General features: G+C 63.2%; 26 protein-coding genes, 1 tRNA gene and 1 pseudogene. 19 read left to right on the forward strand and 9 right to left on the reverse strand.

Going from position 1 to position 23,870, the window contains the following annotated elements; translation table 11 throughout:
- Nucleotides 1-11: 11 nt before the first annotated feature.
- Both ACYG9R_RS10980 and hrcA read right to left on the reverse strand, forming a co-directional pair.
- A complete protein-coding gene (locus ACYG9R_RS10980; RefSeq protein ID WP_023672050.1) occupies nucleotides 12-212 on the reverse strand; it encodes a hypothetical protein in 201 nt (66 codons plus the stop codon).
- Nucleotides 213-248: 36 nt separating this feature from the next.
- The gene (hrcA, locus tag ACYG9R_RS10985) at nucleotides 249-1,334 is read right to left on the reverse strand and encodes a heat-inducible transcriptional repressor HrcA (protein WP_023681233.1); all 1,086 of its coding nucleotides are present in this window, start codon (nucleotides 1,332-1,334) and stop codon (nucleotides 249-251) included.
- A gap of 171 nt (nucleotides 1,335-1,505) precedes the next feature.
- Here hrcA and rph point away from each other — a divergent pair, with 171 nt between their 5' ends.
- The 6 genes and pseudogenes from rph to ACYG9R_RS11015 all read left to right on the forward strand — a co-directional run bounded on the left by rph (nucleotide 1,506) and on the right by ACYG9R_RS11015 (nucleotide 5,393).
- Nucleotides 1,506-2,222: a ribonuclease PH gene (gene rph, locus ACYG9R_RS10990; RefSeq protein WP_023710344.1), complete on the forward strand. Its 717-nt coding sequence runs from the start codon at nucleotides 1,506-1,508 to the stop codon at nucleotides 2,220-2,222.
- A 190-nt stretch (nucleotides 2,223-2,412) separates the two neighbouring features.
- Nucleotides 2,413-2,823, forward strand: coding sequence for a VOC family protein (locus ACYG9R_RS10995; protein ID WP_023824065.1), 411 nt, complete (start codon nucleotides 2,413-2,415; stop codon nucleotides 2,821-2,823).
- The gene (rdgB, locus tag ACYG9R_RS11000; RefSeq protein ID WP_023692946.1) at nucleotides 2,823-3,470 is read left to right on the forward strand and encodes an RdgB/HAM1 family non-canonical purine NTP pyrophosphatase; all 648 of its coding nucleotides are present in this window, start codon (nucleotides 2,823-2,825) and stop codon (nucleotides 3,468-3,470) included. Before ACYG9R_RS10995 ends, rdgB begins: the two co-directional genes overlap by 1 nt.
- Nucleotides 3,470-4,627 carry a radical SAM family heme chaperone HemW gene (gene hemW / locus ACYG9R_RS11005; RefSeq protein ID WP_023681230.1) on the forward strand — a complete coding sequence of 386 codons (1,158 nt, stop codon included), beginning with the start codon at nucleotides 3,470-3,472 and terminating at the stop codon, nucleotides 4,625-4,627. Before rdgB ends, hemW begins: the two co-directional genes overlap by 1 nt.
- A gap of 68 nt (nucleotides 4,628-4,695) precedes the next feature.
- Nucleotides 4,696-5,067, forward strand: coding sequence for a hypothetical protein (locus ACYG9R_RS11010; protein WP_023824066.1), 372 nt, complete (start codon nucleotides 4,696-4,698; stop codon nucleotides 5,065-5,067).
- A 3-nt stretch (nucleotides 5,068-5,070) separates the two neighbouring features.
- A pseudogene (locus ACYG9R_RS11015) lies at nucleotides 5,071-5,393 on the forward strand (low molecular weight protein tyrosine phosphatase family protein).
- A gap of 113 nt (nucleotides 5,394-5,506) precedes the next feature.
- On the opposite strand, the gene ACYG9R_RS11020 reads toward ACYG9R_RS11015, so the two are convergent.
- Together ACYG9R_RS11020 and ACYG9R_RS11025 are read right to left on the reverse strand one after the other, a co-directional pair.
- Nucleotides 5,507-5,695, reverse strand: coding sequence for a hypothetical protein (locus ACYG9R_RS11020; RefSeq protein WP_023672058.1), 189 nt, complete (start codon nucleotides 5,693-5,695; stop codon nucleotides 5,507-5,509).
- A 7-nt stretch (nucleotides 5,696-5,702) separates the two neighbouring features.
- Complete coding sequence (locus ACYG9R_RS11025) at nucleotides 5,703-5,888, reverse strand: hypothetical protein (RefSeq protein ID WP_023687558.1); 186 nt, start codon at nucleotides 5,886-5,888, stop codon at nucleotides 5,703-5,705.
- A 172-nt stretch (nucleotides 5,889-6,060) separates the two neighbouring features.
- Here ACYG9R_RS11025 and rsmI point away from each other — a divergent pair, with 172 nt between their 5' ends.
- Both rsmI and ACYG9R_RS11035 read left to right on the forward strand, forming a co-directional pair.
- Complete coding sequence (gene rsmI, locus ACYG9R_RS11030; RefSeq protein WP_023706955.1) at nucleotides 6,061-6,969, forward strand: 16S rRNA (cytidine(1402)-2'-O)-methyltransferase; 909 nt, start codon at nucleotides 6,061-6,063, stop codon at nucleotides 6,967-6,969.
- Nucleotides 6,962-7,339 (forward strand): YraN family protein, encoded by a 378-nt coding sequence (locus tag ACYG9R_RS11035; RefSeq protein WP_023698068.1) that lies wholly within the window; start codon nucleotides 6,962-6,964, stop codon nucleotides 7,337-7,339. The genes rsmI and ACYG9R_RS11035 overlap by 8 nt, the downstream gene beginning before the upstream one ends.
- Before the next feature lie 176 nt (nucleotides 7,340-7,515).
- On the opposite strand, the gene ACYG9R_RS11040 is transcribed toward ACYG9R_RS11035, so the two are convergent.
- Nucleotides 7,516-8,322, reverse strand: a complete 807-nt coding sequence (locus tag ACYG9R_RS11040; RefSeq protein WP_023702420.1) for an undecaprenyl-diphosphate phosphatase — start codon at nucleotides 8,320-8,322, stop codon at nucleotides 7,516-7,518.
- Between the two features lie 171 nt (nucleotides 8,323-8,493).
- Here ACYG9R_RS11040 and ACYG9R_RS11045 point away from each other — a divergent pair, with 171 nt between their 5' ends.
- From ACYG9R_RS11045 to ACYG9R_RS11085, 9 genes are all read left to right on the forward strand, one after another.
- Nucleotides 8,494-9,186: a glutathione S-transferase family protein gene (locus tag ACYG9R_RS11045; RefSeq protein ID WP_023672063.1), complete on the forward strand. Its 693-nt coding sequence runs from the start codon at nucleotides 8,494-8,496 to the stop codon at nucleotides 9,184-9,186.
- On the forward strand, nucleotides 9,167-10,321 hold the full coding sequence (gene queG, locus ACYG9R_RS11050) for a tRNA epoxyqueuosine(34) reductase QueG (RefSeq protein WP_023824067.1): 1,155 nt from the start codon (nucleotides 9,167-9,169) through the stop codon (nucleotides 10,319-10,321). The genes ACYG9R_RS11045 and queG overlap by 20 nt, the downstream gene beginning before the upstream one ends.
- Complete coding sequence (locus tag ACYG9R_RS11055) at nucleotides 10,318-11,418, forward strand: SDR family oxidoreductase (RefSeq protein ID WP_023672065.1); 1,101 nt, start codon at nucleotides 10,318-10,320, stop codon at nucleotides 11,416-11,418. Before queG ends, ACYG9R_RS11055 begins: the two co-directional genes overlap by 4 nt.
- A gap of 46 nt (nucleotides 11,419-11,464) precedes the next feature.
- Nucleotides 11,465-12,547 (forward strand): penicillin-insensitive murein endopeptidase, encoded by a 1,083-nt coding sequence (mepA, locus tag ACYG9R_RS11060; protein WP_460221822.1) that lies wholly within the window; start codon nucleotides 11,465-11,467, stop codon nucleotides 12,545-12,547.
- Nucleotides 12,548-12,668: 121 nt separating this feature from the next.
- A complete protein-coding gene (locus tag ACYG9R_RS11065) occupies nucleotides 12,669-13,688 on the forward strand; it encodes a glucokinase (protein ID WP_023824069.1) in 1,020 nt (339 codons plus the stop codon).
- A gap of 279 nt (nucleotides 13,689-13,967) precedes the next feature.
- Nucleotides 13,968-15,788, forward strand: coding sequence for an ABC transporter ATP-binding protein (locus ACYG9R_RS11070; RefSeq protein ID WP_050590521.1), 1,821 nt, complete (start codon nucleotides 13,968-13,970; stop codon nucleotides 15,786-15,788).
- 30 nt (nucleotides 15,789-15,818) lie between these two features.
- Entirely contained in the window at nucleotides 15,819-16,640 is an 822-nt protein-coding gene (gene dapB, locus ACYG9R_RS11075) for a 4-hydroxy-tetrahydrodipicolinate reductase (RefSeq protein ID WP_023702425.1), read from the forward strand.
- Between the two features lie 27 nt (nucleotides 16,641-16,667).
- Complete coding sequence (locus ACYG9R_RS11080; RefSeq protein ID WP_023672068.1) at nucleotides 16,668-17,288, forward strand: 2,3-bisphosphoglycerate-dependent phosphoglycerate mutase; 621 nt, start codon at nucleotides 16,668-16,670, stop codon at nucleotides 17,286-17,288.
- Nucleotides 17,289-17,587: 299 nt separating this feature from the next.
- Nucleotides 17,588-17,672, forward strand: a tRNA-Leu gene (locus ACYG9R_RS11085).
- A gap of 101 nt (nucleotides 17,673-17,773) precedes the next feature.
- Here ACYG9R_RS11085 and ACYG9R_RS11090 read toward each other — a convergent pair.
- The 3 genes from ACYG9R_RS11090 to ACYG9R_RS11100 form a co-directional block, all read right to left on the reverse strand.
- On the reverse strand, nucleotides 17,774-18,118 hold the full coding sequence (locus ACYG9R_RS11090) for a low affinity iron permease family protein (RefSeq protein WP_023672069.1): 345 nt from the start codon (nucleotides 18,116-18,118) through the stop codon (nucleotides 17,774-17,776).
- Nucleotides 18,119-18,316: 198 nt separating this feature from the next.
- Nucleotides 18,317-18,625 (reverse strand): DUF1236 domain-containing protein, encoded by a 309-nt coding sequence (locus ACYG9R_RS11095; protein ID WP_023681217.1) that lies wholly within the window; start codon nucleotides 18,623-18,625, stop codon nucleotides 18,317-18,319.
- Between the two features lie 47 nt (nucleotides 18,626-18,672).
- Nucleotides 18,673-18,903 (reverse strand): hypothetical protein, encoded by a 231-nt coding sequence (locus tag ACYG9R_RS11100; protein WP_033001362.1) that lies wholly within the window; start codon nucleotides 18,901-18,903, stop codon nucleotides 18,673-18,675.
- A 206-nt stretch (nucleotides 18,904-19,109) separates the two neighbouring features.
- On the opposite strand from ACYG9R_RS11100, the gene ACYG9R_RS11105 reads away from it, so the two are divergent.
- Nucleotides 19,110-19,409 carry a DUF1236 domain-containing protein gene (locus tag ACYG9R_RS11105; RefSeq protein WP_023681215.1) on the forward strand — a complete coding sequence of 100 codons (300 nt, stop codon included), beginning with the start codon at nucleotides 19,110-19,112 and terminating at the stop codon, nucleotides 19,407-19,409.
- Nucleotides 19,410-19,456: 47 nt separating this feature from the next.
- Here ACYG9R_RS11105 and ACYG9R_RS11110 read toward each other — a convergent pair whose 3' ends face one another.
- Nucleotides 19,457-20,086, reverse strand: a complete 630-nt coding sequence (locus ACYG9R_RS11110) for a hypothetical protein (protein ID WP_196813594.1) — start codon at nucleotides 20,084-20,086, stop codon at nucleotides 19,457-19,459.
- A 476-nt stretch (nucleotides 20,087-20,562) separates the two neighbouring features.
- Between ACYG9R_RS11110 and ACYG9R_RS11115 the strand changes: the two genes are divergently transcribed.
- The gene (locus tag ACYG9R_RS11115) at nucleotides 20,563-23,754 is read left to right on the forward strand and encodes an amino acid permease (protein WP_081726857.1); all 3,192 of its coding nucleotides are present in this window, start codon (nucleotides 20,563-20,565) and stop codon (nucleotides 23,752-23,754) included.
- Nucleotides 23,755-23,870: the final 116 nt, after the last annotated feature.

Below are 23,870 nucleotides of genomic sequence, written 5' to 3' on the forward strand. Positions count from 1 at the left end.
GAGAGAACCGCTCAACTTTCCTCTTCGACGTCCAGATCGTCGTCGAGACGCTTTTCCAATGCGACGAGATCTTCCGGCAGCGGCAAGCCCATGGCGCGCATTTCGCGCAGTTTTTCGCGCAGCTGCTCCTGGATTTCGTGCTCGTCCTCCGGCTGGTTGACCATTTCTTCGAGCAGCATGCTGATCTGGGCCTTGAACGATTCAAGCGCCATTCTGCGCCCTCCTTTACGGTGATCCCGGCTTCGGAATTATCTTAACATCCGGGTAATCAATTGCGCCGTGTAGTCGACCATAGGCACGATGCGGGCATAATTCAGCCTGGTCGGGCCGATGACGCCGAGCGCGCCGACGACGCGGGCGTCCTTGTCGCGGTAAGGCGCCACGACCAGCGACGAGCCGGAGAGCGAGAACAGCTTGTTTTCCGAGCCGATGAAGATCCGCACGCCGGGGCCGTCCTCGGCGAGGTCGAGCAGCTGGATCAGCCCGTCCTGCGTCTCCAGATCCTCGAACAGGTGGCGCAGCAATTCGATATCGGCCTGGGCGGTGACGTTTTCGAGCAAATTGGCGCGGCCGCGCACGATAAGGCGCGCCGGCAGGCCGCTGTCGGCGCCGGCCCACACCGCCAGGCCTTTCTCGACCAGGTCCTGCGACAACGTGTCCAGCGCTGCCCTGGTCTCGTCCTTGATGCGGGCGATCTCGATGCGCGCCTCGGCGAGCGTGCGGCCCCTGATATGGGCGTTGAGGAAGTTGGAGGCCTCGTGCAGCTGCGAGACGGTGATGCCGGCCGGCAGGTCGACGACGCGGTTCTCGACATCGCCATTCTGCGACACCATCACCGCCAGCGCCTTGGTCGGCTCGAGCTGGATGAACTCGATGTGCTTCAGCGCCACCTCGTTCTTGGTGGCGAGCACCAGGCCGGCGCCGCGCGACATGCCCGACAGCATCTGGCTGGCCTCGGTCAGCATGTGTTCCAGCGTCGCGCCCGAGCCGGAGGCGCGCACCTGCGCCTCGATGACCCGGCGTTCCTCGTCGGAGAGATCGCCAAGCTCCATGAAGGCATCGACGAAGAAGCGCAGGCCGGTCTGGGTCGGCAGGCGCCCGGCCGAGATGTGCGGGGCATAGATCAGGCCGAGATGCTCGAGGTCGCTCATCACGTTGCGGATGGTGGCCGGCGACAGCGACGACGGCAGGATGCGCGACAGGCTGCGCGATCCCACAGGCTCACCGTCCTTCAGATAGGATTCGACGATGCGCCGGAAAATGTCGCGCGAACGCATGTCGAGCGATTGCAGCGCGGGCGCCAGCAGACTGGGTTCGGTGACTGCCTTGGTCATTCGAGCCAAAAACCTCCGGCCCAAGGATATAGACTTCCATCGCCGCCGCGCAACCCGGCGTCGCACTTGCGATCGCCCCAGCGTCTGTGCCGGGGCCTTTTCCTTTGCGCCATGGGCTGCATGCGTCTACAAGCCGCCGACGCAACCATAAAAGAACAGAAAGAGGCCTCGATGCGCCCTTCCAAACGCCAAGCCGACGAAATGCGCGCCATCTCCTTCGAGCGCGGCGTCTCCAAACACGCCGAAGGCTCGTGCCTGGTGAAATTCGGCGACACGCATGTGTTGTGCACGGCGAGCCTGGAGGAAAAGGTGCCGGGCTGGATGCGCAATTCCGGCAAGGGCTGGGTGACGGCGGAATACGGCATGCTGCCGCGTTCGACCGGCGAGCGCATGCGCCGTGAAGCTTCGGCCGGCAAGCAAGGCGGCCGCACGCTCGAAATCCAGCGGCTGATCGGCCGCTCCTTGCGCGCCGTTGTCGACCTGCAGGCACTGGGCGAACAGCAGATCACCGTCGACTGCGACGTCATCCAGGCCGATGGCGGCACCCGCACGGCCTCGATCACCGGCGGCTGGGTGGCGCTCTACGATTGCCTGCGCTGGATGGAAGCGCGGCAGATGGCCAGCGTTGCCAAGGTGCTGAAGGACCATGTCGCGGCAATTTCCTGCGGCATCCACGACGGCAAGCCGGTCATCGACCTCGACTATATCGAGGATTCGTCTGCCGGCACCGACGCCAATTTCGTCATGACCGGCAAGGGCGGCATCGTCGAGATCCAGGGCACCGCCGAGGGCGAGCCGTTCTCGGAAGGTCAGTTCGCGGAGCTGATGGGGTTGGCCAAGAAGGGCATTCAGCGGCTGGTGAGCTTGCAGCAGATGGCTGTGGCCTGATTGAATTTAACGTGATGACGTCGGCGATCCTTCACACCCCCCTCTGGCCTGCCGGCCATCTCCCCCGCAAGGGGGGAGATCAGAGGTCGCTGCCGTTTTCGCCAACCATCAACGTTGAGACGCCGCCAGCGGAACTGCCAATCTCCCCCCTTGCGGGGGAGATGCCCGGCAGGGCAGAGGGGGGTGCCTGATGCAACCCTCCGCTATTCTTGAGTCAGCGCTTTACGTCACGGATCTCGCCGCTGCCGAGACCTTCTACTCCGATGTCCTCGGCCTCCCTCTCCTCGGCAAGGTCGACGGCCGCCATCTCTTCTTCCGCTGCGGCCCGGGCGTGCTGCTCATCTTCAACGCCGAAGCCACCAAAATCCCGCCGGCGCCCGATGCGCGGCTGAAAGTGCCGCCGCATGGCACGGTCGGCGAGGGCCATCTCTGCTTTGCCGCAAGTGAGGATGAACTCGCACAGTGGAAGGCGCAACTTGAGGCGAAAAACATCGCCATCGAAAGCGAATTCGAATGGCCGCAGGGCGGGCGCTCGATCTACATACGCGACCCCTCGGGCAATTCGATCGAATTCGCCGAGCCAAGGATCTGGGGCCTTTGATGCATTCTCTCGATGGAAAGAAGATCGTCGTTGCCAGCCACAATGAAGGCAAGCTGCGCGAATTCGCCGATTTGATGGGTCCGTTCGGCTTCGAGGCGAAGTCGGCCAAGGACTACGGCCTGCCGGAACCGGAGGAGACCGGCACCACCTTCGAGGAAAACGCCTACATCAAGGCCTTCGCCGCGGCTAAGGCGACCGGCCTGCCGGCGCTGTCGGACGATTCGGGCCTGTGCGTCGACGCGCTCGACGGCGCCCCCGGCGTCTACACCGCCAATTGGGCCGAAGCTCCCGATGGCAGCCGCGACTTCGGGATGGCCATGCAGCGCACCGAAGTGGCCTTGCAGGAGGTCGGCGCCGCCAAGCCAGCGCAGCGCAAGGGGCGGTTCGTCGCCGTCATCTGCCTGGCCTTCCCCAATGGCGAGGCTGAATATTATCGCGGCGAAGCTGAGGGAACGCTGGTGTGGCCGCCGCGCGGCGAACTGGGCTTCGGCTACGACCCGGTGTTTTTGCCCGACGGTTTCGACAAGACGTTCGGCGAGATGAGCGCTGAGGAAAAACACGGCTGGAAGCCCGGTCAGCCGACGGCGCTGTCGCACCGCGCCCGCGCCTTCCAGAAATTCGCCCGCGCCAGGTTAGGCTCAGCTTAATGTCGCTGGACCGCAGCCCGGGCTTCGGGGTCTACATCCATTGGCCGTTCTGCGCGGCCAAATGCCCGTATTGCGACTTCAACAGCCATGTCCGTCACCAGCCGGTCGACCAGGAGCGCTTTGCCCGCGCCTTCGAGAACGAGCTGAAGACCATGAGCGAGCGGACCGGGCCGCGCGAAGTGACCAGTATCTTTCTCGGCGGCGGCACACCGTCGCTGATGCAGCCGCAGACGGTGGCGGCGGTGCTGGACGCCGTGGCGAAGAACTGGACGGTGCCCGACGGCATCGAGGTGACGCTGGAAGCCAATCCGTCCTCGGTCGAGGCCGAGCGATTTCGCGGCTACCGCGCCGCCGGCGTCAACCGTGTGTCGCTCGGCGTGCAGGCGCTGAACGACAAGGATCTGCGCTTCCTCGGCCGGCTGCACAATGTCGACGAGGCGCTGCATGCAATTGGCCTGGCACGGGACATATTCCCAAGACTTTCCTTCGACCTGATCTACGCCCGCCCCGGCCAGACGCTGGATGACTGGCAGGCGGAGCTCGAACAGGCGATCGGCCATGCCGCCGACCATCTGTCGCTCTACCAGCTGACCATCGAGGAAGGCACGCCGTTCCATGCCCTTCATGCGGCGAACAAATTCATCATCCCCGATAATGACCGGGCCGCCGATCTCTATGCGCTGACGCAGGAGATCACCGCAGCGCATGGCCTGCCGGCCTATGAGATTTCCAACCACGCCAGGCCGGGCGCCGAGAGCCGGCACAATCTGACCTATTGGCGCTATGGCGAATATGTCGGCGTCGGACCGGGCGCGCATGGCCGCTTTATCGAGAACGGCCACCGCACCGTGACGATCGCCGAGCGGATGCCGGAGACCTGGGCCAATCTGGTGGAGGCCAGGGGCCATGGCGTCACCGGCGGCGAGATCCTGACGCGCTCCGAAGAGGCCGACGAGTTCCTGCTGATGGGGCTGAGGTTGGCCGAAGGCATCGACCTTTCCCGCTACGAGGCGTTTTCCGGGCGCGGCCTGTCGAGCGCCCGGCTGACCGTGCTGCAGGATGAGGGGCTGGTGGCGCCGATCGGCAATGCCAGGCTACGCGCCACGCCAGCCGGCATGATCGTGCTCGATGCCGTGGTGGCGGATTTGGCGCGGTGAGCCCACAGGGCAAATGGCCGGGCTGTTGGACGATTTATCGGCTTGAGCAAGGATGTTAGAAAGTCGACTTGTTGAACCGCTGGCGTGCCAGCGCCGCATCCGAGGTGACTCCTGCGATGACGTTCCTGATCCACGAGACCTTGATGACATTGAACACGGATGATGTGTTCGAGTTTGGATTGACCGAAATCTTGAGATCTCCAGAGCAAGACGACCTCTTTGAGGCTCAGGCGATTTTCATCAGGAACGCAACGGTCACATCGAAACTAAAATTGACCCACTTGAGCGAATTCAGCGTTGTCCTCAGTTTCATAACATATATTGGAAATAAGCTTCGCGGAATCGCCAAGGATGAGTTGCTCGAGTTTGATCTGAATGGACTCACATTTGATCAGTACATCCCTCTCAGCAAAAATCTGCGTAAGATCTGGGGTGAGTAGTCGGTGAAGAACGTCCTGTTCGTCTGCAGCCAGAACCGCTTGCGCAGCCCGACCGCCGAGCAGGTGTTCTCCAAACGTAGGGATATCGAGGTCGAGTCGGCCGGCACCAATCACGATGCAGACACGCCGCTGACGCATGAACTGGTCGCCTGGGCCGACATCGTCTTCGTGATGGAAAAAGCGCACCGCACCAAGCTGCAGAAGAATTCAAGGAGAGCCTGAAGAAGGCCCGCGTCATCTGCCTCGACATCCCGGATGACTACGGATCCATGGATCCGGAGTTGATCGACCTTCTGAAGGCACGGGCTTCGCGATATCTCGATTGAACTATGGGGGCTTCGCAACCACGCGTTCGTCATCCTCGAGTCTGCGCCGCGTCGCTTCGCTCCTTGCTCGCCCGTGATGACGAAGTGAGGGTGGTCCTCGCCAATCGCGAAGGTCAAGCGTCGTGCTTGAAGCGGCGCTTGCCGCGGTGTTTCTCGGCATGCGCCTCTCCGGTCCGGGCCGGCTTGGCGTCGCTCTTGTCCCGGCGGACGCTGTTCTGGTCGTTCATCGGATGCGGCGGCGCGCCTTCGCGGGCGCTCTTCGTTTCAAGACGGGTGATGAAGATATCGAAACGATTGGGCATCGTACGGTCAGTGCTCCGTCGTGCTGTCCGGTTTGTTGTCCGAAAGCCTGACATTCGTCGGCAAGGCGGTGGCCGCCCGACTGGCCAGGCCGGTGTCGCTTTCGGCGAGCGCACGCTTGCCCTTTCGCGCAGTGAAGCGCTTGCGCTCGGCATAATAGGGCTCGAAAACGTCCTGCAATTCCAGGCTGTCCATCCTGTCCTCCTCCTCAAGAGACTCAGGTATTCAATCCGCCAGCCACGCTTTCGTTCCCCACTGTGGCAAAGACATGGCCGCCGGGTTACATCGGCGTCAGGTTTGGCTCGACGTTCGGGATTTTGCAACCCGGCGCGCGCCGTGCCAAACAGGGCGAAATGGAGAGACCCCGGTGACCGGCGAGAAGCGCAGCTATGTGATTGGGCAGACCGAGGTCGCAGTCCGGCCGCTGGCGCCGGCGCTGTATCTGGTGGCGACGCCGATCGGCAACCTCTCCGACATCACGCTGCGCGCCTTGGAAACGCTGGCTGCCGCCGACATAGTCGCCTGCGAGGACACCCGCGTCTCACGCGTGCTGCTCGACCGCTACGGCATCCGCAGGCGCACAACCGCCTATCACGAACACAATGCCGGCGAGGCGGGACCGAAGCTGATCGCGGCACTCGAGGCCGGGCAGAGCGTGGCGCTGATTTCGGATGCCGGCACGCCGCTGATCTCCGACCCAGGCTACCGGCTGGTCGGCGAAGCGCTGGAGCGCGGCCTGCGCGTGGTGCCGATCCCCGGCCCATCGGCGCCGCTGGCGGCGCTGACGGCGTCGGGCCTGCCGTCCGACGCCTTCCTGTTTGCCGGGTTTCTGCCGGTGAAATCAGGGCAGCGGATGACAAAGCTGGAAACGTTCAGGGCGGTGCCGGCAACGCTGATCTTCTTCGAGTCGCCACGCCGGCTGGCCGAAACGCTGGTCGCCATGGTCGAGGCGTTGGGCGGCGCGCGCAAGGCCGCCATCGGCCGCGAGCTGACCAAGACTTTCGAAGAGATGCGGACGGGAACGCTGCAGGCGCTGGCCGATCATTATGCGGCGGCCGATACGCCGAAGGGCGAAATCGTCATCTGCGTCGGGCCCGCCGAGATCAAGGCCGACCAACCGGCCGACATCGACAGGCTGCTGCTGTCGCTGGCCGCCGAAATGCCGGCGTCCAAGGCGGCGGCGGAGGCGGCGAAGATGACCGGCGGGCAGAAGCAGGCGCTTTACCGGCGGCTGCTGGAACTCAGGGATGCGGTTGGAGAAGGTGAAGGTGGCTGAGCGCCCGGCCGCCAGCCGCCAAAAAGCCTATCGGCGCGGCCATCGCGGCGAGTGGCTGGCGGCAGCGGCGCTGATGCTGAAAGGTTATCGCATCCTCGCCCGCCGGCATCGCACCCGCTTCGGCGAGATCGACCTGATCGCCAGGCGCGGCGACCTGGTGCTGTTCGTCGAGGTCAAGGCGCGGCGCACGCTGATGGAAGCGATGGAGGCGATCGGCCACGAATCGGAGCGCCGCATCGAGGGCGCCGCCGACATCTGGCTGTCGCGGCAGCCGGACTACGGCAGATTGTCGATGCGCTTCGACATGATCGCGGTGCTGCCCTGGCGCTGGCCGGTGCATGTCGAGAACGCGTTTTTTGGGAGGAGTTAGCGGCCTTTACCCTCCCCCTTGTGGGGAGGGTCGGTGAGCAAGCGACGCGACGCGTCGTTGGCGAAACGGGGCGAGGGTGTGGCGCCCCCACCCCGATCCGCTTTGCGGATCGACTGACCGGGGCGAGCCGCCTGTCTCGCCCGTCCTTCGGACCCCCACAAGGGGGAGGGTAAAGCTCACCCCCAGATCATCAGCGCCACCAACCCCACAGTGCCCACCACCAGGCGCCACCAGCCGAAGAGCGAGTAGCCGTTGCGCGAGACGTAATCGAGCAGGAAGCGCACGACGATCAGCGCGGTAACGAAGGCGGCGATGAAGCCGATGGCGATGATCGGCAGGTCGGCGCTGCTCAGCACGTTGCGGTTCTTGAACAGGTCGAAGGCGAAGGCGCCGACCATGGTCGGGATGGCGAGGAAGAAGGAGAATTCCGCCGCCGCGCGCTTGTCGACGCCCAGCAGCAGCGCGCCGACGATGGTCGAGCCGGAGCGCGACGTCCCGGGGATCAGCGACAGGCACTGGAACAGGCCGATCTGCAGGTAAAGCCTTGTCGGGAAGCGCTCGACGTCGCGGTAGACCGGCTGCAGCTTCATGCGGTCGACGACCAGCAGCACGACGCCGCCGACGATCAGCATGATGCAGATCAGCCTTGGCGATTCGAACAGCACCGTCTTGATGAAATCATGCGCCAGCGCGCCGATGATGGCGGCCGGCAGGAAGGCAATCAGGATGCCGAGGACGAAATGCCGCGTCAGCCGGTCATGCGGCAGGTCGAGCAGCATCTGCCACAGGCGGCGGAAATAGACGCTGAGGATCGCCAGGATGGCGCCCAGCTGGATCAGGATCTCAAAAGCCTTGCCGGTGGAATGGAAGCCGAGGAAATGGCCGGCGAGCAGGATATGGCCGGTCGAGGAGACCGGGATGAACTCGGTCAGCCCCTCCAGCAGGCCGAGCAGCAGGGCTTCGACAATGGTATGGCTATCCATATGGCAACCTCGGCATTCAAGGGACGGAAGGAAACGGCTGGCAAAAGGGCTTGCTTGTCACGGCGCGGAAGTCCCCCTATAGGTCGCAGCACCGTGACGGCCGCATGACGGGCCGCCAAGACTTACCGGTGCGGACGGCGATTCGCCAGTGCGCCTTAATATCGCGGAATCATGCTGACGCTTTTCCATCACCCGATGTTCGCCACCTGCCGCTTCGTGCGCCTCGCCTTCGGCGAATATGGCGAGGAGCTGGCGCTGATCGAGGAAAAACCGTGGACGCGGCGCAAGGAGTTTTTGGCGCTGAACCCGGCCGGCACCTTGCCTATCCTGCTGGCCGAAGGCGACGTGCCGATCGTCGGCGCCATGGTGATCGCTGAATATCTCGACGAAACACGTGGTGTCCTGAAGCGCGACAAGCGCCTGTTTGCGGAAGACCCGATGCAGCGCGCCGAAATCCGCCGCCTGACCGACTGGTATCTCAACAAGGCCGAGAGCGAAGTGACCCGGCATCTGGTGCGCGAGCGCGTGCTGAAGCCGGTGATGCCGGAAACGGCGGGCGGCGGTTCCCCCGATTCGGCGGCGATCCGCGCAGCGCGCGCCAACATTCGCCAGCACATGAAGTACACCAACTGGCTGGCCGGCACCCGTCATTGGCTGGCCGGCAGCAAGGTCACCTATGCCGACCTGGCGGCAGCGGCGACGCTGTCGGTGCTGGATTATCTCGGCGAGATCGATTGGCGCGAGCATGCCGCGGCGCGCGAATGGTACACGCGGGTGAAATCGCGGCCGTCGTTCCGGCCGCTGCTCTCCGACCGGGTGCGCGGCCTGTCGCCGGTGTCGCATTATGCGGACCTCGACTTCTAGAAGCCAAACCCTGCGCGCGCTAGTCGACGCCGAGGCGCGGCGCGCCGGCTTCGATGCGGTTGCCGTCACCACGCCCGATGCGATCCCGCTGGCGCCAGCCAGATTGGCCGAATTCGTCGCCGATGGTTTTCACGGTTCGATGGCGTGGATTGCGGAGACGCTTCAACGCCGTAGCGAGCCTTCGACGCTGTGGCCCGAGGTGCGCTCGATCGTCGTGCTGGCAATGAATTACGGCCCCGACCACGATCCGCGTGCGCTGCAGGCAAGGCGCGATCGCGGCGCGATCTCGGTCTATGCGCAAAACCGCGACTATCACGAGGTGATGAAGGGCCGGCTGAAGGAGATCGCCGGCAAGATCGTCGCGCGGGCCGGCGGCGACGTGAAGGTTTTCGTCGATACGGCGCCCGTGATGGAAAAGCCGCTGGCTGAGGCCGCCGGGCTCGGCTGGCAAGGCAAGCATACCAATCTGGTCAGCCGCGAGCACGGCTCCTGGCTGTTTCTCGGCACCATCTTCACCACGGCTGAGCTCACGCCCGATGCGACCGAGGTAGACCATTGCGGTTCCTGCCGCGCCTGTCTCGACGCCTGCCCGACCGATGCCTTTCCGGCGCCCTATCGGCTCGATGCCAGGCGCTGCATCTCCTACCTGACCATCGAGAACAAGGGGCCGATCCCGCAAGAATTCCGCGAAAAGATCGGCAACCGCATCTATGGCTGCGACGATTGTCTCGCCGCCTGCCCGTGGAACAAGTTTGCCCGCGCCGCTTCGGAAGCCAAGCTTGCTGCCCGCGACGAACTGCGCGAGCCGCCGCTGGGCGAGCTGTTGCAGCTGGACGACACGGCGTTCCGGTCTTTCTTCTCGGGCTCGCCGATCAAACGCATCGGCCGCGACCGCTTTGTCCGCAACGTGCTGACCGCCGCCGGCAATTCCGGCGATGTTTCGCTGGCCGGCCCGGTGCGCGCCCTCCTTGGCGACGCCTCGCCGCTGGTGCGCGGCGCGGCGATCTGGGCGCTGGCGCGGCTGGTGCCGGCCGCCGAATTCAACAGGCAGGCGGCGATCTACTCGAACACTGAAACCGACACGACAGTGCGGGGCGAATGGCTGTCCGTATTGCCAATTGAGGCGCACGCATGAGCGAAAAACAGGTTTTTATCTTTGGCGCCGGCTATTCGGGCAAAGCCTTTGCACGGGCCAATGCGGGCTGGCACGGTTTGCGCACTACGAATACCCCCACCCCTAACCCCTCCCCACAAGGGGGAGGGGAACTCGCGGAAGCGCCTACCTTCGCAGACCCAGCGACTGGGATCGGTAAGAGCGCGCGGCAACGTTCCCTCCCCCTTGTGGGGAGGGGTAGTGTGGGCGCCCCTCTTCACAAGAATCTCATTTTTGGCACCACGCGCTCATTGGAAAAATTCGACGCGCTGCGGCAGGTCGGCATCGCGCCGCTGCTGTTCGACGGCGCCCTGACCCCTGAAATCGGCGATGCGCTGGAAAAGACCACCCATCTCGTCGTCTCGGTGGCACCGGAGGAGGCCGGCGACCCTGTGCTTCTCGCCGCGCGCAAGGCGATCGAGGCGATGCCGGCGCTTCGCTGGATCGGCTATCTCTCGACCGTCGGCGTCTATGGCAATTATGACGGTGCCTGGGTCGATGAAACGGCCGAATGCCGGCCGGTGTCGAAACGCTCGTCGATGCGAGTGGCGGCCGAGCGGGGCTGGCTGCAGCTTGGACTCGAGACCGGCAAGCCGGTGGCCATCCTGCGGCTTTCCGGCATTTACGGGCCGGGTCGCAACGCGCTGGTCAATCTGGAAAACGGCACGGCCAGGCGGCTGGTCAAGCCCGACCAGGTGTTCAACCGCATCCATTGCGACGACATCGCCGGCGCGCTCTGGCACCTCATCGGTGGCAATAGAGGCGGCATTTTCAACATCACCGATGACGAGCCGGCGCCGCCGCAGGATGTCGTCACCTATGCCGCTTCGCTGATGGGCGTCGAGCCGCCGCCGGAGATTCCTTTCGAGACCGCCCAACTTTCGCCCATGGCGCGGTCCTTCTATGGCGAGAACAAGCGCGTCGCCAACGCCGCGATCAAGGCAGCGGGCTACCGGTTCCGCTATCCGGACTACCGCCAGGCGTTCGATCGGATGTGGGCCGACGGCAGCTGGCGCGACGGCGAGCCGCGCAGCCCGATGAAGGTAGATAATCGAAACGCGAGCCCGAGGGTGATATGATTCGATTGTGTTGCGGACTTTTGCAGTGGGGTTCATGACGATTTCGATGCGATCCTTGACCGGCAGACGGCCGTTCCTGACGGCGGCGCTGGCGGTCGTGGCGCTGGCCGGGCTGGTGGCGGGCGCAATCACGGCCGAGCCACGGGCAAAAGACCTGTTCGGCGCCAAGAAGCTGCCGGCGGTGGCTGCGGCGCAATCCTTCGGCTTCTATTCAAAGGGCTGCTTCACCGGCGGCGTCGCCATTCCGATGGACGGCCAGAACTGGGAGGTGATGCGTCCCTCGCGCAACCGGCGCTGGGGTCATCCAACGATGATCGCGCTGATCGAGAAACTGTCGCGCGATGCCGCCGCCGACGGCTGGCCGGGGCTTCTGATCGGCGACATTTCGCAGCCGCGCGGCGGCCCGATGCTGACCGGGCACGCCTCGCACCAGATCGGCCTCGACGCCGACATCTGGCTGACGCCGATGCCCGACCGCAAGCTTACGACCCAGGAGCGCGAAAACATCAGCGCCACGCTGATGGTCGACGACAAGACGCATCTGGTGAAGGACAGGCTGTGGAAGCCGATACATACCAAGCTGTTGAAGCGCGCCGCGAGCTATCCGGAAGTCGAGCGCATCCTGGTCAATCCAGGCATCAAGAAGAAGCTGTGCGACACCGTCACCGGCGACCGTACCTGGCTGAGAAAAATCCGGCCGTTCTGGGGCCATGACTATCATTTCCACATCCGCATCGGCTGCCAGCCGGGTTCGTCCAACTGCAAGGGACAGGAAGCGACGCCCGACGATGACGGCTGCGGCAAGCCGCTGGCCTGGTGGTTTACCGAGGAGCCGTGGCGCCCCAACAAGAACCCGGATGCGCCCAAGGCGCGCGACCTGATGACGATGGCGAACCTGCCGAAACAATGCCAGTTCGTGCTCGACCAGCCCGACGCGGACTCGGCGGAAGCCGTCACCTATCGCGGCGGCGGCGTGCCGATCGCCGCCAGGGCGCCGGAACCCGACGCGCCTCCGCCCATAGCGGGCAATGCGGGCGGCTTGCCTGGCGCAGCCAACGCATTCACCGCCACGCCGGAGATCGGCATTCCCCTGCCGAGGCGACGGCCGCCGGCAAACGTCGGACAGTGATGGCGAACTGACGCTTTCCCTTTCCGGGGCCATGCGCTAGTCAATCGACTGAAAACCGGGCGATTGAAAACCGGGCGCTTGAAACGGTCGCAACGGCGCCGCAAAGGGGACGAGCAAGAGCATGTCAGGCGACGACGACACCGCGTTGCGGTTTCCAGTGCTGATCGGCGACATCGGCGGCACCAATGCGCGCTTTTCGATCGTGCTCGACGCAAATTCGGAAGCCGGTGAGCCGCATATCGTGCAAACCGCCAATTTCGCCACCATCGACGAGGCGATCCAGGCGGCGGTGCTGGACCGCTCCTCCATCCGGCCGAATTCGGCAGTGCTGGCCATCGCCGGACCAGTCGATGGCGACGAGATCCCGCTTACCAATTGTCCCTGGGTGGTGAAGCCGAAGCAGATGTTTGCCAATCTGGGCCTGGGCGACATCGTCGTGCTCAACGATTTCGAGGCGCAGGCGCTGGCCGTCGTGGCGCTCGGCGAAGAGCACATGGAAAAGATCGGCGGCGGCACGCCGGAGGAGAATGCCGGGCGTGTCGTGCTCGGTCCCGGCACCGGCCTCGGCGTCGCCGGGTTGGTTCATGCCCTCCATCACTGGATACCGGTGCCTGGCGAAGGCGGCCACATGGATATCGGTCCGCGGACGCCGCGCGATTTCGAGGTGTTCCCGCATATCGAAAAGCTGGACGGCCGCATTTCGGGCGAGCAGATCCTGTGCGGGCGCGGTCTGGTCAATGTCTACCGGGCGGCCGCCAAGGCCGACGGCAAGCCGGCGCCGTTCACCACGCCGGCCGAAATCACCGGGGCGGCGCTGGCCAAGACCGACCCGGTTGCCGAGGAAGCGCTGGCGCTGTTCGTCACCTGCCTCGGCCGCACCGCCGGCGACCTCGCGCTGGTGTTCATGAGCCGCGGCGGCGTGTTTTTGACCGGCGGCATCGCGCAAAAGATCGTGCCCGCGCTGAAGGAAGGCAATTTCCGCGCCGCCTTCGAGGACAAGGCGCCGCACAGCGCGCTGATGGCCTCGATGCCGGTCTATGTCATCACCCACCCGCTGGCGGCACTTCTGGGCCTTGCCGCCTATGCCCGCAACCCTTCGCTGTTCGGCGTCCAGACCGCGGGGCGGCGCTGGCGGGCATGATCCATTTCGTCCCGAAAACGGGTATTTTCTTGGAAATGGCTGCCGCTTTCGTGACCCCAACCTCGGGCCGCGACGAAGTTTCGCCATAGGCAAGCCGTAGCCGGGGCGCTAAGAGGGGCCGAATTCCAGCCTGGCATCCCTAGGGCCGGATGATTTCAGATCGAATCGACCTGAAATCTGAATCCGGCTCTAAATCAAAGAGATAGAGCATGATGTCGTCCGAAAACCGCTTCACACTTTTCGGCATCATGCTCTAGCAAACCACGAAGCGCCCGCGATTTGACCGCTCAAAGTCCACTCAAACTGAAAGTCCAGCCAGCTGAGGTCACTGCGGTGCTGCGCCGCATCCTGGCCGAAAACGGTAGTGAATATCGCTGGACCTATGTCGTTGCCGTCGGCTGCCTGCTGATTGTTTCCGCCACCACCGCCTTCACGGCGTGGATCATGGCCCCGATGATCAACGAGATCTTCTACGAACGACGCGGCGACATGATCGTCTGGATCTGCGCCGGGTTCATGGCCGCCTCCGTGCTGCGCGGCTTCGCCGGTTACGGCCAGGCGGTCGCGTTGGCCAAGATCGGCAACAATCTGGTCGCCCGCTACCAGAAGCGCAGCTTCGACCACCTGATGAAGCTCGGCGTCGACTTCTTCAACGATACGCGTTCCGGTCGGCTGGCGGCACAGGTCAACGAGAATGTCGGCGGCGTTCGCGATCTGCTGTCGCTGACGCTGACCTCCATCAGCCGCGACGCGGTCTCGCTGATCGCCCTCGTCGGCGTCATGATCTACCAGGATCCGGTGTTGTCGCTCAGCTCGCTGCTGATCGGGCCGCCGCTGATCTGGGCCGTCGTCTACATCACCCGCCGATTGCGGCGCATCAACCGGGAATCGGTGCTGATCAACTCGCGGCTGAACGGGTCCGTACAGGAGGCCACGCAAGGCATCGCCATCGTCAAGGCCTTCACCCTGGAAGCCGAGCTGGCGCGCCGGATCGGCATCATGGCCGATACGGCCGAGCAGCGTAACAACAAGATCGCCCGGGTCGCGGAGCGGCTGTCGCCGATTTCCGAGATTTTGGGCGGTCTCGCCATTACCTCCGTCCTTGCCTATTCCGGCTACCGGGCGCTGGTGCTCGGACAACCACCAGGCGCTGTGTTTTCCTTCATCACCGCGCTGATCATGGCCTACGATCCGGCACGGCGCCTGGCTCGTACGCAGGTCGGTATGGAACGTGCCCTGGTCAACGCCCGGATGATTTACGAGCTGCTCGACCTGGAGCCTAAACAGGGCGATGCGCCCGACGCGGTCGAAGCCAGGATCACCACCGGCGAGGTTCGCTTCGACAATGTGACGTTCGGCTACAGCGCCGACATGCCGGTGATCAGGAACCTGAGTTTCACCGCCGCGGCCGGCAAGGTTACGGCGGTGGTCGGGGCCTCGGGTGCCGGCAAGACGACGCTCGTGGCGCTGCTGCAGCGCTTCTACGATGTCGACAAGGGTTCGATCGAGATCGATGGCCAGGACATTTCCAAAGTCACCAAGCACTCGCTGCGCGGCTCGATCGCCTATGTCTCGCAGGCGCCCTATCTGTTCGAAGGCAGCATACGCGACAACATCCGTTTTGGCCGACTTTCGGCGACCGACGCCGAGATCGAGCGGGCGGCGGTGCTGGCGGCGGCCGACGAGTTCATCCGTCAGCAGCCGCAGGGCTACGACACGCCCGTCGGCGAGGGCGGCTCGACCCTTTCCGGCGGCCAGCGCCAGCGCGTCTCGATTGCGCGGGCGATCGTGCGCAATGCGCCGATCCTTTTGCTCGACGAGGCGACCTCGGCGCTGGACAACGAGGCCGAAGCCCGCGTCCAGGAAGCGCTGACCCATGTGATGGAAGGGCGCACCACCATCGTCATCGCGCACCGCCTGTCGACGGTCGTCAACGCCGACCACATCATCGTACTTGAAGAGGGCCGCTTGGTCGAGGAAGGCAACCATGCCAGGCTGATGGCCGATCCGCACAGCGTCTATGCCCGCTTCCACCGCGTGCAGGGCAAGAGCGGGTTGGGGCTTGTCGACGACGCCCAGCCAATCCAAACTCCGGCATAGCCGCGCCAGCAAGGCGATCGGGAGAACAGCATGAGCGAATCCGGCGAAATGGGCTTGGTCGTGGTGGGGGCGGCCGGCCGCATGGGCCAGACGCTGATCCGCGCCATCCATTCGATCCCCGGCGCCCGCGTCGTCGGCGCGGTCGAACGAACCGGATCGCCCTATCTCGGCAGGGATGCGGGCGAGCTTGCCGGCATCGGCATCATCAATGTGACGGTCGGCGACGATCCGCTGCCGGTGTTCGCCAAGGCCGACGGCGTGCTCGATTTCACCATGCCGGCAGCCACCGTCGAATTCGCAGGCTATGCCGCGCAGGCACGCATTGCCCATGTCATCGGCACCACCGGCTGCTCGGCGGAAGACGACGCCAGGATCGAGGCCGCGGCCCGCCACGCGACGATCGTCAAATCCGGCAATATGAGCCTCGGCGTCAATCTTCTGGCGGTGCTGGTCGAGCAGGCCGCGCGCGCGCTCGGTCCAGAGGATTTCGACATCGAGATCCTCGAAATGCATCACAAGCACAAGGTCGACGCGCCGTCGGGCACCGCCTTGCTGCTCGGCGAAGCGGCGGCGGCGGGACGCGGCATTTCCCTTGCCGGCAACGATGTGCGGTCACGCGACGGCCATACCGGCGTGCGCAAGCCAGGAACGATCGGCTTTGCCAGCCTGCGCGGTGGCTCGGTGGTCGGCGACCACAGCGTCATCCTGGCCGGAACCGGCGAGCGCATCATGCTGTCGCACCATGCCGAGGACCGCGCCATCTTTGCCCGCGGCGCGGTCAAGGCCGCGCTCTGGGCGCGCGGTAAAAAGCCCGGACTTTATTCCATGCGGGACGTGCTCGGCTTGAGCTAAACTATCCATAATTTTGAAGGAGCAAACATGTCGGGAACTCTCGTGCTCGTGCGCCACGGCCAGAGCGAATGGAACCTGAAGAACCTGTTCACCGGCTGGCGCGATGTCGACCTTACCGAGCAGGGCCACAAGGAGGCCAAGGAAGCCGGCCAGAAGCTCAAGGCACGCGGCTTGAAATTCGACATTGCCTTCACCTCGGCGCTGATCCGGGCGCAGAAAACCTGCCAGCACATTCTCGACGCGGTCGGCCAGAGCGATTTGAAGACGATCCGCGACCAGGCGCTGAACGAGCGCGACTACGGCGACCTCTCCGGTCTCAACAAGGATGACGCGCGTCAGAAGTGGGGCGAAGAGCAGGTGCACATCTGGCGCCGCTCCTACGACGTGCCGCCGCCCGGCGGCGAAAGCCTGAAGGACACCGGCGCCCGCGTCTGGCCCTATTATCTTCACGACATGCAGTCGCATGTGCTGAAAGGCGGCACCGTGCTGGTCGCCGCGCATGGCAATTCGCTGCGCGCACTGATCATGGCGCTGGACGGCAAGAGCGGCGAGGAGATCGTCAAGCTCGAGCTCGGCACCGGCGTGCCGGTGATCTACAAGCTCAACGCCGATTCCACTGTGGCGTCGAAGGACGTGCTGGAGGGGTGAGGTTTTCGGCCAACTCATTCGCCGAGTCGGCGCTGCCCCTCATTGCCCTGCCGGGCAGTTCTCCCGGTGTAGTGACGGGGAGAAAGGGCTGGCCGCAGCCTCGGCGCTCTTCTTGTGACGCAGGTGACCGGCGAAAATCATCGATGAGAGCGCCCCTCTCCCCGTCACTGTGCGGGGAGAGGATGCCGGCAGGCAGGTGAGGGGCGGCGTTGACCCCCGGGAAACTAAGCCGGCAGGCTGCGGCCCTCGAAAAAGCGCGTTGACACATATCGTTTGCCCGCTTACATGAGCCCGCACCAGCCCAGATGGCGGAATTGGTAGACGCGCACGGTTCAGGTCCGTGTTCCGCAAGGAGTGGAGGTTCGAGTCCTCTTCTGGGCACCAAATTCCCGTTTCGGATAAGTCCGAAATGATTTAGACGCGAAGCAAAAAAGCCCGGTTCCCGGGCTTTTTTGCTGATGGATGACAGATAGTCCAGCGGAGGGTCAATGCGGCGGGCGAACCGCTTTCATTGCTTCTTCTTCGAGTGTCTGGAGCTTCTCCCGAATCTCCTCCGGCTCGGCATGCTCCAAGCCGACGACATCGTTTCTGGTCTCATTCAGCGAAACGATAATCTCATCAAGCTTGGCGTGAATGGCGGCCGTGTCGCGGTAACCCTGGATCAGCACAACGCCGGTGATCACGATGGCCGCTACCGACAATGCGTAGGTGACCACATTGGTCAGGCCGAATGGCACCAACGCAGTACAGAGCAGCATGGCTACAAGAAGGACATAGAAGCCCGGTGGCCGGGATAGAAAGTCGCCCATCACAAACAGGAAGCGATTCATATCCAGGCCGCGGTCAAAAATGCCACGAGTGCGGTGACGGCTACGCAAATTGGAATTGCCGCGAGTAAGGCAGCTTCCAGGACCCAAGTTTCCTTGTCGCTAAACATCAGACATCCTCCCGTTGAGAAAAGGCTGCCCGTAGACTTTCACAGGGCAGCCACAGCCCGCCGCTCCAGACCGGAGCGGCGGGCTCGCGCGTTATTCGATGATCTGCACGACCTTGCGCGTGTCGGGATCGACGAGAACCGCATGATCTCCGACAACCGTATACTTGTAGCGGACATCCGGAACGTCGATTGCGTGGAGCTCGACAGTGTCTGGAAGTGCCGTGCCGACATTGAGTTCGACGCCGAGCAAACTGACTGAGGCCAGCTTCTGCTTATGGATATATTCGCGAATGACCGTCTGTTGTTCGGGCTTGAGAACAATAACATCCTCGGCAAACGAGGTGCCGATGCCCGCCATAAGGACGAGGGCGCCGGCGGCGCTGACGAAATATCTGGTCATGGGAATTTCCTTTCATAGGTCAGTTTGAAGGCGTGGATACGACCAGATCAGCCGCCACTCGCAGGGGCTGGGGCAGGTGCCGCAGGCTTTGCGGGTGCAGCCGGAGCTTCCACCTTTGGCGCTTCAACCTTGACGTTGATATCCTTGCCGCCGTCGCCGCGGATATTGATGACGCCGGTAAAAATAAGCAACACTACGACCGCAATAAGTGCAAGAACAACAGCAATCGCAGTGCCGCCGCCACCCCCAGAATTAACAACAGTTGGGCCGTCGGCCATGTGTTCCTCTCCTGTTTTATTTAGTTGCATTTGGGAAACGCCTGCCCCGCTTGAACGTTCCGCCTCGGGACTTGGGTCTTAGCTGATATCCGACTTTGGTCTGGTTCGCCGCGGACTGAAGTCACAGGAACAATCTGGCTGATCTCAAGTTCGGTCCCTCGGCGAACAGGCGTGGTGCCGTCGCCGGATTACGCGAGGAGAAAACCATGAAAATCCACTTTGCAAGTGCCGCTGCAGGCTTGTTGCTTTTGGCTGGGGTCGGCGCCGCCGCAGCTCAGGATGTCGTCATCACACCGGAGCAGGATACGGTCGTCCGCGAATACGTAAAAAAGCAGCCGCTGGCTTCGGTGAAGATCCCGGGCGTGGAGCTGAACGTCGGCAGTGCCTTGCCTGATACGGTCGAGCTGCACGAAGTTCCCAACGTCAAATACCGCTACGTCGTGGTCGACAACCGCACCGTCCTGGTCGATCCCAGCACCCGGAAAATTGTGAAGGTCTACGACTGATCGAATAGCTGCCGCCCGCCGCCGGCCATGGCGGCGGGCAGCGGATTTCACATTGCGCTCCAGGATGATCGAAGATGATCGATCACGTCGAGACATCGCCAGCCCTTGATACCCGCCTGGGTTCTCTCAGGGCGAGAATGCGCGATGCGCGCATAACAGAGGCCGACATGAAGACCTTTCAGAAAGTCGCATCCATCATGGTTGGCGGCAGTGGCCGCATCAGCGGCGATGACCTGATTGCAGCGTCGTTCGTCCTCGAGGACCAGCCGGAAGGCTTGTGAGGCGGAGTACTCACGTGTGCAGGCTCCCGCAACGCTGATCCCAAGTGTTCTGGTGCTGAACACATTCCTGCTACGGGCCGGCGTCGAAGGCGTGCCCGCTGGCGAGGTCGCGTCGCGCTCAAGCATCGTCCAGAACACCATGTCGCCGCATGTGACGATACTCGGCCATGCTAGCCGATGCGGGCGCCATAGAAAATCACCGTGGCCGGCAGAACCGGGCAGGCCGGTCCAGAGCGTCGCCACGCCTATGGTCAGAAATGTCACCGAGGCCAGTTTGGTGCAGATCGGATGATGGTAGCGAGCGATCGCCATATCGACCGTACGGGCGCCGGCCTGGGAAGGACCCACCAGCGCGCCGCCGCGCCCAGCGTGGTCGGCGCGCTGTTTGCCCTGCAACGCGGGGCTATGCGGCGTGCTCGCACAAGTTAGCTCCAACTTGAGGCACGGCGTGAAGTCTCGGTGCTTGCCCCCACGATGGCGAGGTACGAAGTCAAAAAGCGGTCAATGTGATTAGCGATCTACAGTCGACTTCAGCCGCCTTCGGATGATAGCGCCGCAATCACGAGATTTGTCGATAATAATCGATATTAGGCTGTATTCGCGACTATCCCTCATAGTGGGCGATTAGATAAAATTGATATGATATCCCAGATTTGAGGAGATCGATCCACTCGGGCCGGCATCAGCATGATTGAACCGCAGCTACCGCAAGTTGACAGCGATCATCGGGCGGATCTGGTTTTGTACGAAGTCTTAATACGTCTCACCTAAGGTCCAACTTTGACTTCGGGAGCGCGACGTTCGACAGACATATCTCCGCAGGTTACATTCGCCAGTCAGACAGCGCTCCGCACTCGAATGGATGTCTCTGAATGCCGGGCCTCACGCCTTCACGACCGCACCCGAGAACCTTGGGATGGATGGGCACGACAGCGCTCGCCATGGGTGGCAGCAATCAAAGCCTGTTTCTGATTGCCGCCCTTTTTGTCGGCCAGGGGAATATTCCCGGTCAAGGAAGCGCTGCGGTTCCTTTGCTCGTTGTTGGTCTGCTTCTAAGCTGGGCCGCCGCGCCTGCGTGGACCGAATTGGTTCTCATGTGGCCAAACCGCGTCGGCGGTATCTCTGCAGCGTGCGCCGAAGCCTTCCGACCTTACAGTCCCGTTCTCTCGGCTCTGACGGGCACCTGCTATTGGTGGGGTTGGGTGCCGACCTGCGGACTGACAGCGGTTCTTTCAGCGTCTGCAATACAGCAATGGTACCTGCCGGGCCTCCCCGTGGAGGCGGTCGCCTGCGGGCTCATCGCATTCTTTACGGCGGTCAACCTGTGTGGAATCAAGTGGGTGGTCCAACTGGCGATCCCGATCGCCACTGCCTCCGCGACGCTTGCGTTTCTCTCATCCCTCGTCCCGGTCATCAGTGGCTCGGTCGACTGGCGGCAGGCGACGGATTTTGCCCTGACCAGCCCGTTTACCGGCCTGTTCGGCGATATCACGTCGGTGATGGCGGGACTGTACCTGATCGGGTTTGCCGCACCGGCATTTGAGGCTGCAGCCTGCCATGTTGGCGAAACCATCGATCCCAACCGCAACATTCCTCTGGCGATGTGGGCCAGCGCCGCAATGGCCGGCGTCTATTTCCTGGTCCTGCCGGTTGTCTGGCTGGGTGTGCTCGGGCCGGAGCCGCTCGGCACCGACCTCGCCATAGCTCTCGGGCCCACCTTTGCGCCCTTGTTGGGGAGTTTCGGCAAGGCGGCCGCCATCTGGCTCATCATGCTGAACATGTTCCATGGAACGTTGCAGCCATTGGCAGGCGCCGCGCGGACCCTTGCGCAGCTGAGCGAAGACGGCCTGCTGCCGAGCTTCCTGGCCAGGCGCACCTCAACAGATTGTCCCTGGGCGGCAACGCTGCTCACAGCTGCCGCGGCAATCGGCTTCATGCTGTGCGGGTATCCGCTCTGGATGATCGCCGCGGCCAATTTTACGTACCTGATCAGCATCTGCATGCCAAATATCGCAGTCTGGCTCTTGCGCCGTGATAGTCCCGAAGCCGAGCGACCCTTCCGGGCTCCCAGGGGAACGATCATCCTTGGCGTAGGCGCGGCTGCAATATGGCTGTTGACCGCCATACTGGGATTTCAGCAATTTGGCCTTCCTACCGTCCTGTTCGGTCTGGCTTTGGCATATTCGGGTGCTGCGCTCTACGCCTGGCGCACGATGGAGGATCGATACGCACTCGGTCTACCCTTGCTGCCACATACGCTTCACCTGAAGCTTACCGGAGCCATGCTTTTTGTGCTCGTGCTTGACGGTGCCGGCTATTTCCTGGCGATCGGCAGCGTTCCCCAAGGCGACACTTCATTGGTCGCCGCGCTGGAGGACATTTTTGTCGTTGTCGCGCTGCTGACCATCAGCGTTGGCCTGATCTTGCCGGGAATGATCACCCATTCGGCGACCGAGGTGAGCAACGCGGCAAAGCGTCTGACATCCGGAACGCTGAAGGATTTCTCTCTCGCCATGGTCGCCCTGGGGCGGGGAGACCTCGCGGCGGCGCATGCCTCCGTGAATATCATGCCGGTTACGGTAAACTCTCGTGACGAACTTGGAGAGATGGCCGAAAGCTTCAACCTGCTCCAGGACAAGGTGAGGGAAGCCGCCCACGGCCTGGACGACGCGCGCGAGAACATGAACGTAGCGCGCACCGAACTGATGGCACGGCACGAGGAAATCGCGCATCTCGCGCACCACGATCCGCTTACCGGCCTGGCGAACCGAGCCGCGCTTGCAGCACACCTGGCCACGACGCTCGAGCGTGCAAAAGCAACGCACGCCAGCTTTGCCGTCTTCAGCATCGACCTTGACCATTTTAAAGAGGCGAACGACGTTTTCGGGCACGCCGCCGGCGACGATCTGCTTTGCACCATTTCCCGGCGTCTCCAAACCGCGGCGCCTGAGGCCTTTATCGCGCGCATGGGCGGCGACGAATTCACGGTTGTCCTGGCCATGGATGACCGGTCCGCGAGTGCCAAGGATGTTGCGGACCGTCTGTTCGAATCGGCGGCAGGCAAATTCGAAATCCGGGGCCAGCACATTTCGATCGGGGTGAGCATCGGGGCGGCGATCTATCCGAAAGACGGAGAGAATGCAGCGGCGCTGATGGCAAATGCCGACGCAGCGCTCTACCGGGCCAAGGCGGACGGTCGTCGGATGGTGCAATTCTTCGATCCTGAGATGGATAAGCGGCTAAGAGAGCGCTACGCCTTGCAGCGAGATTTGCGCTCTGCGGTCGCCCATGGCGAACTTGTGCTTCATTATCAGCCGCAAGCCAGGATGGACGGCGAAATCTTCGGCTTCGAGGCACTCGCCCGATGGCACCATCCAAAGCATGGGCTCATCTCCCCAAACGCGTTTGTCTCGCTTGCCGAACAGGATGGCACGATCGTTGAGATAGGTGAATGGACGCTCAGGCAGGCGTGCAGAGACGCGGCCTCCTGGCCCTCACCGCTGCAGATCGCCGTCAACCTCTCTCCCGTGCAGTTCCGTTTCGGGGATCTGGTAGGCCTCGTTCATTCTATCCTCTACGAGACCGGCCTTGCTCCGGGGCGGCTGGAACTGGAAATCACGGAAGGGGTTCTCATCCGCGACCGGGCAACTGCCTTGTCGGTTTTGCGGAGGTTGAAGGCGTTGGGCGTCAGGGTCTCGATGGATGATTTTGGCACCGGGTATGCCTCGCTGTCCTCGCTGCAGGCGTTTCCATTCGACAAGATCAAGATCGATCGCAGTTTTGTTTCGGGTGTCGGTTCGAATGTCCAATCGGCCGCCATCGTGCGCACGATACTCAGCCTGGGGAATGCGCTGGCCTTGCCTGTCATCGCGGAGGGTGTCGAAACAGAGGACGAGCGTGCCTTCCTGATGAAGGAAGGATGTCCCGAAATCCAAGGATATCTGGTGGGGCGCCCGCATCCGATAGCGCTCTACAAAGATGTGACGAATGGGATTTCGCCAGGATCTGCCTTCGGGGAGCCCAAGGATACCACCGCACCTCAGGCGCTTGGCGTAACGCGATAGCCCGGCGCCGACCGTCGGCGCGCTGCTCTTGCAGCATACTGGTGAGCGAGGACTGCTGGCGGTACTGCTCGGGCTCGCCCTTATAAAGGTCGCACTTGTCGGCGCACTGTTTGCCT

Source organism: Mesorhizobium sp. RSR565B, assembly GCF_054719465.1.

Excerpts from the sequence above, each read along its gene's own strand:
- ACYG9R_RS10980 (WP_023672050.1), bottom strand. The coding sequence starts at position 212 with ATGGCGCTTGAATCGTTCAAGGCCCAGATCAGCATGCTGCTCGAAGAA.
- hrcA (WP_023681233.1), bottom strand. The coding sequence starts at position 1,334 with ATGACCAAGGCAGTCACCGAACCCAGTCTGCTGGCGCCCGCGCTGCAA.
- rph (WP_023710344.1), top strand. The coding sequence starts at position 1,506 with ATGCGCCCTTCCAAACGCCAAGCCGACGAAATGCGCGCCATCTCCTTC.
- ACYG9R_RS10995 (WP_023824065.1), top strand. The coding sequence starts at position 2,413 with ATGCAACCCTCCGCTATTCTTGAGTCAGCGCTTTACGTCACGGATCTC.
- rdgB (WP_023692946.1), top strand. The coding sequence starts at position 2,823 with ATGCATTCTCTCGATGGAAAGAAGATCGTCGTTGCCAGCCACAATGAA.
- hemW (WP_023681230.1), top strand. The coding sequence starts at position 3,470 with ATGTCGCTGGACCGCAGCCCGGGCTTCGGGGTCTACATCCATTGGCCG.
- ACYG9R_RS11020 (WP_023672058.1), bottom strand. The coding sequence starts at position 5,695 with ATGCCCAATCGTTTCGATATCTTCATCACCCGTCTTGAAACGAAGAGC.
- ACYG9R_RS11025 (WP_023687558.1), bottom strand. The coding sequence starts at position 5,888 with ATGGACAGCCTGGAATTGCAGGACGTTTTCGAGCCCTATTATGCCGAG.
- ACYG9R_RS11040 (WP_023702420.1), bottom strand. The coding sequence starts at position 8,322 with ATGGATAGCCATACCATTGTCGAAGCCCTGCTGCTCGGCCTGCTGGAG.
- ACYG9R_RS11045 (WP_023672063.1), top strand. The coding sequence starts at position 8,494 with ATGCTGACGCTTTTCCATCACCCGATGTTCGCCACCTGCCGCTTCGTG.
- queG (WP_023824067.1), top strand. The coding sequence starts at position 9,167 with ATGCGGACCTCGACTTCTAGAAGCCAAACCCTGCGCGCGCTAGTCGAC.
- ACYG9R_RS11055 (WP_023672065.1), top strand. The coding sequence starts at position 10,318 with ATGAGCGAAAAACAGGTTTTTATCTTTGGCGCCGGCTATTCGGGCAAA.
- mepA (WP_460221822.1), top strand. The coding sequence starts at position 11,465 with ATGCGATCCTTGACCGGCAGACGGCCGTTCCTGACGGCGGCGCTGGCG.
- ACYG9R_RS11065 (WP_023824069.1), top strand. The coding sequence starts at position 12,669 with ATGTCAGGCGACGACGACACCGCGTTGCGGTTTCCAGTGCTGATCGGC.
- dapB (WP_023702425.1), top strand. The coding sequence starts at position 15,819 with ATGAGCGAATCCGGCGAAATGGGCTTGGTCGTGGTGGGGGCGGCCGGC.
- ACYG9R_RS11080 (WP_023672068.1), top strand. The coding sequence starts at position 16,668 with ATGTCGGGAACTCTCGTGCTCGTGCGCCACGGCCAGAGCGAATGGAAC.
- ACYG9R_RS11090 (WP_023672069.1), bottom strand. The coding sequence starts at position 18,118 with ATGAATCGCTTCCTGTTTGTGATGGGCGACTTTCTATCCCGGCCACCG.
- ACYG9R_RS11095 (WP_023681217.1), bottom strand. The coding sequence starts at position 18,625 with ATGACCAGATATTTCGTCAGCGCCGCCGGCGCCCTCGTCCTTATGGCG.
- ACYG9R_RS11100 (WP_033001362.1), bottom strand. The coding sequence starts at position 18,903 with ATGGCCGACGGCCCAACTGTTGTTAATTCTGGGGGTGGCGGCGGCACT.
- ACYG9R_RS11105 (WP_023681215.1), top strand. The coding sequence starts at position 19,110 with ATGAAAATCCACTTTGCAAGTGCCGCTGCAGGCTTGTTGCTTTTGGCT.
- ACYG9R_RS11115 (WP_081726857.1), top strand. The coding sequence starts at position 20,563 with ATGCCGGGCCTCACGCCTTCACGACCGCACCCGAGAACCTTGGGATGG.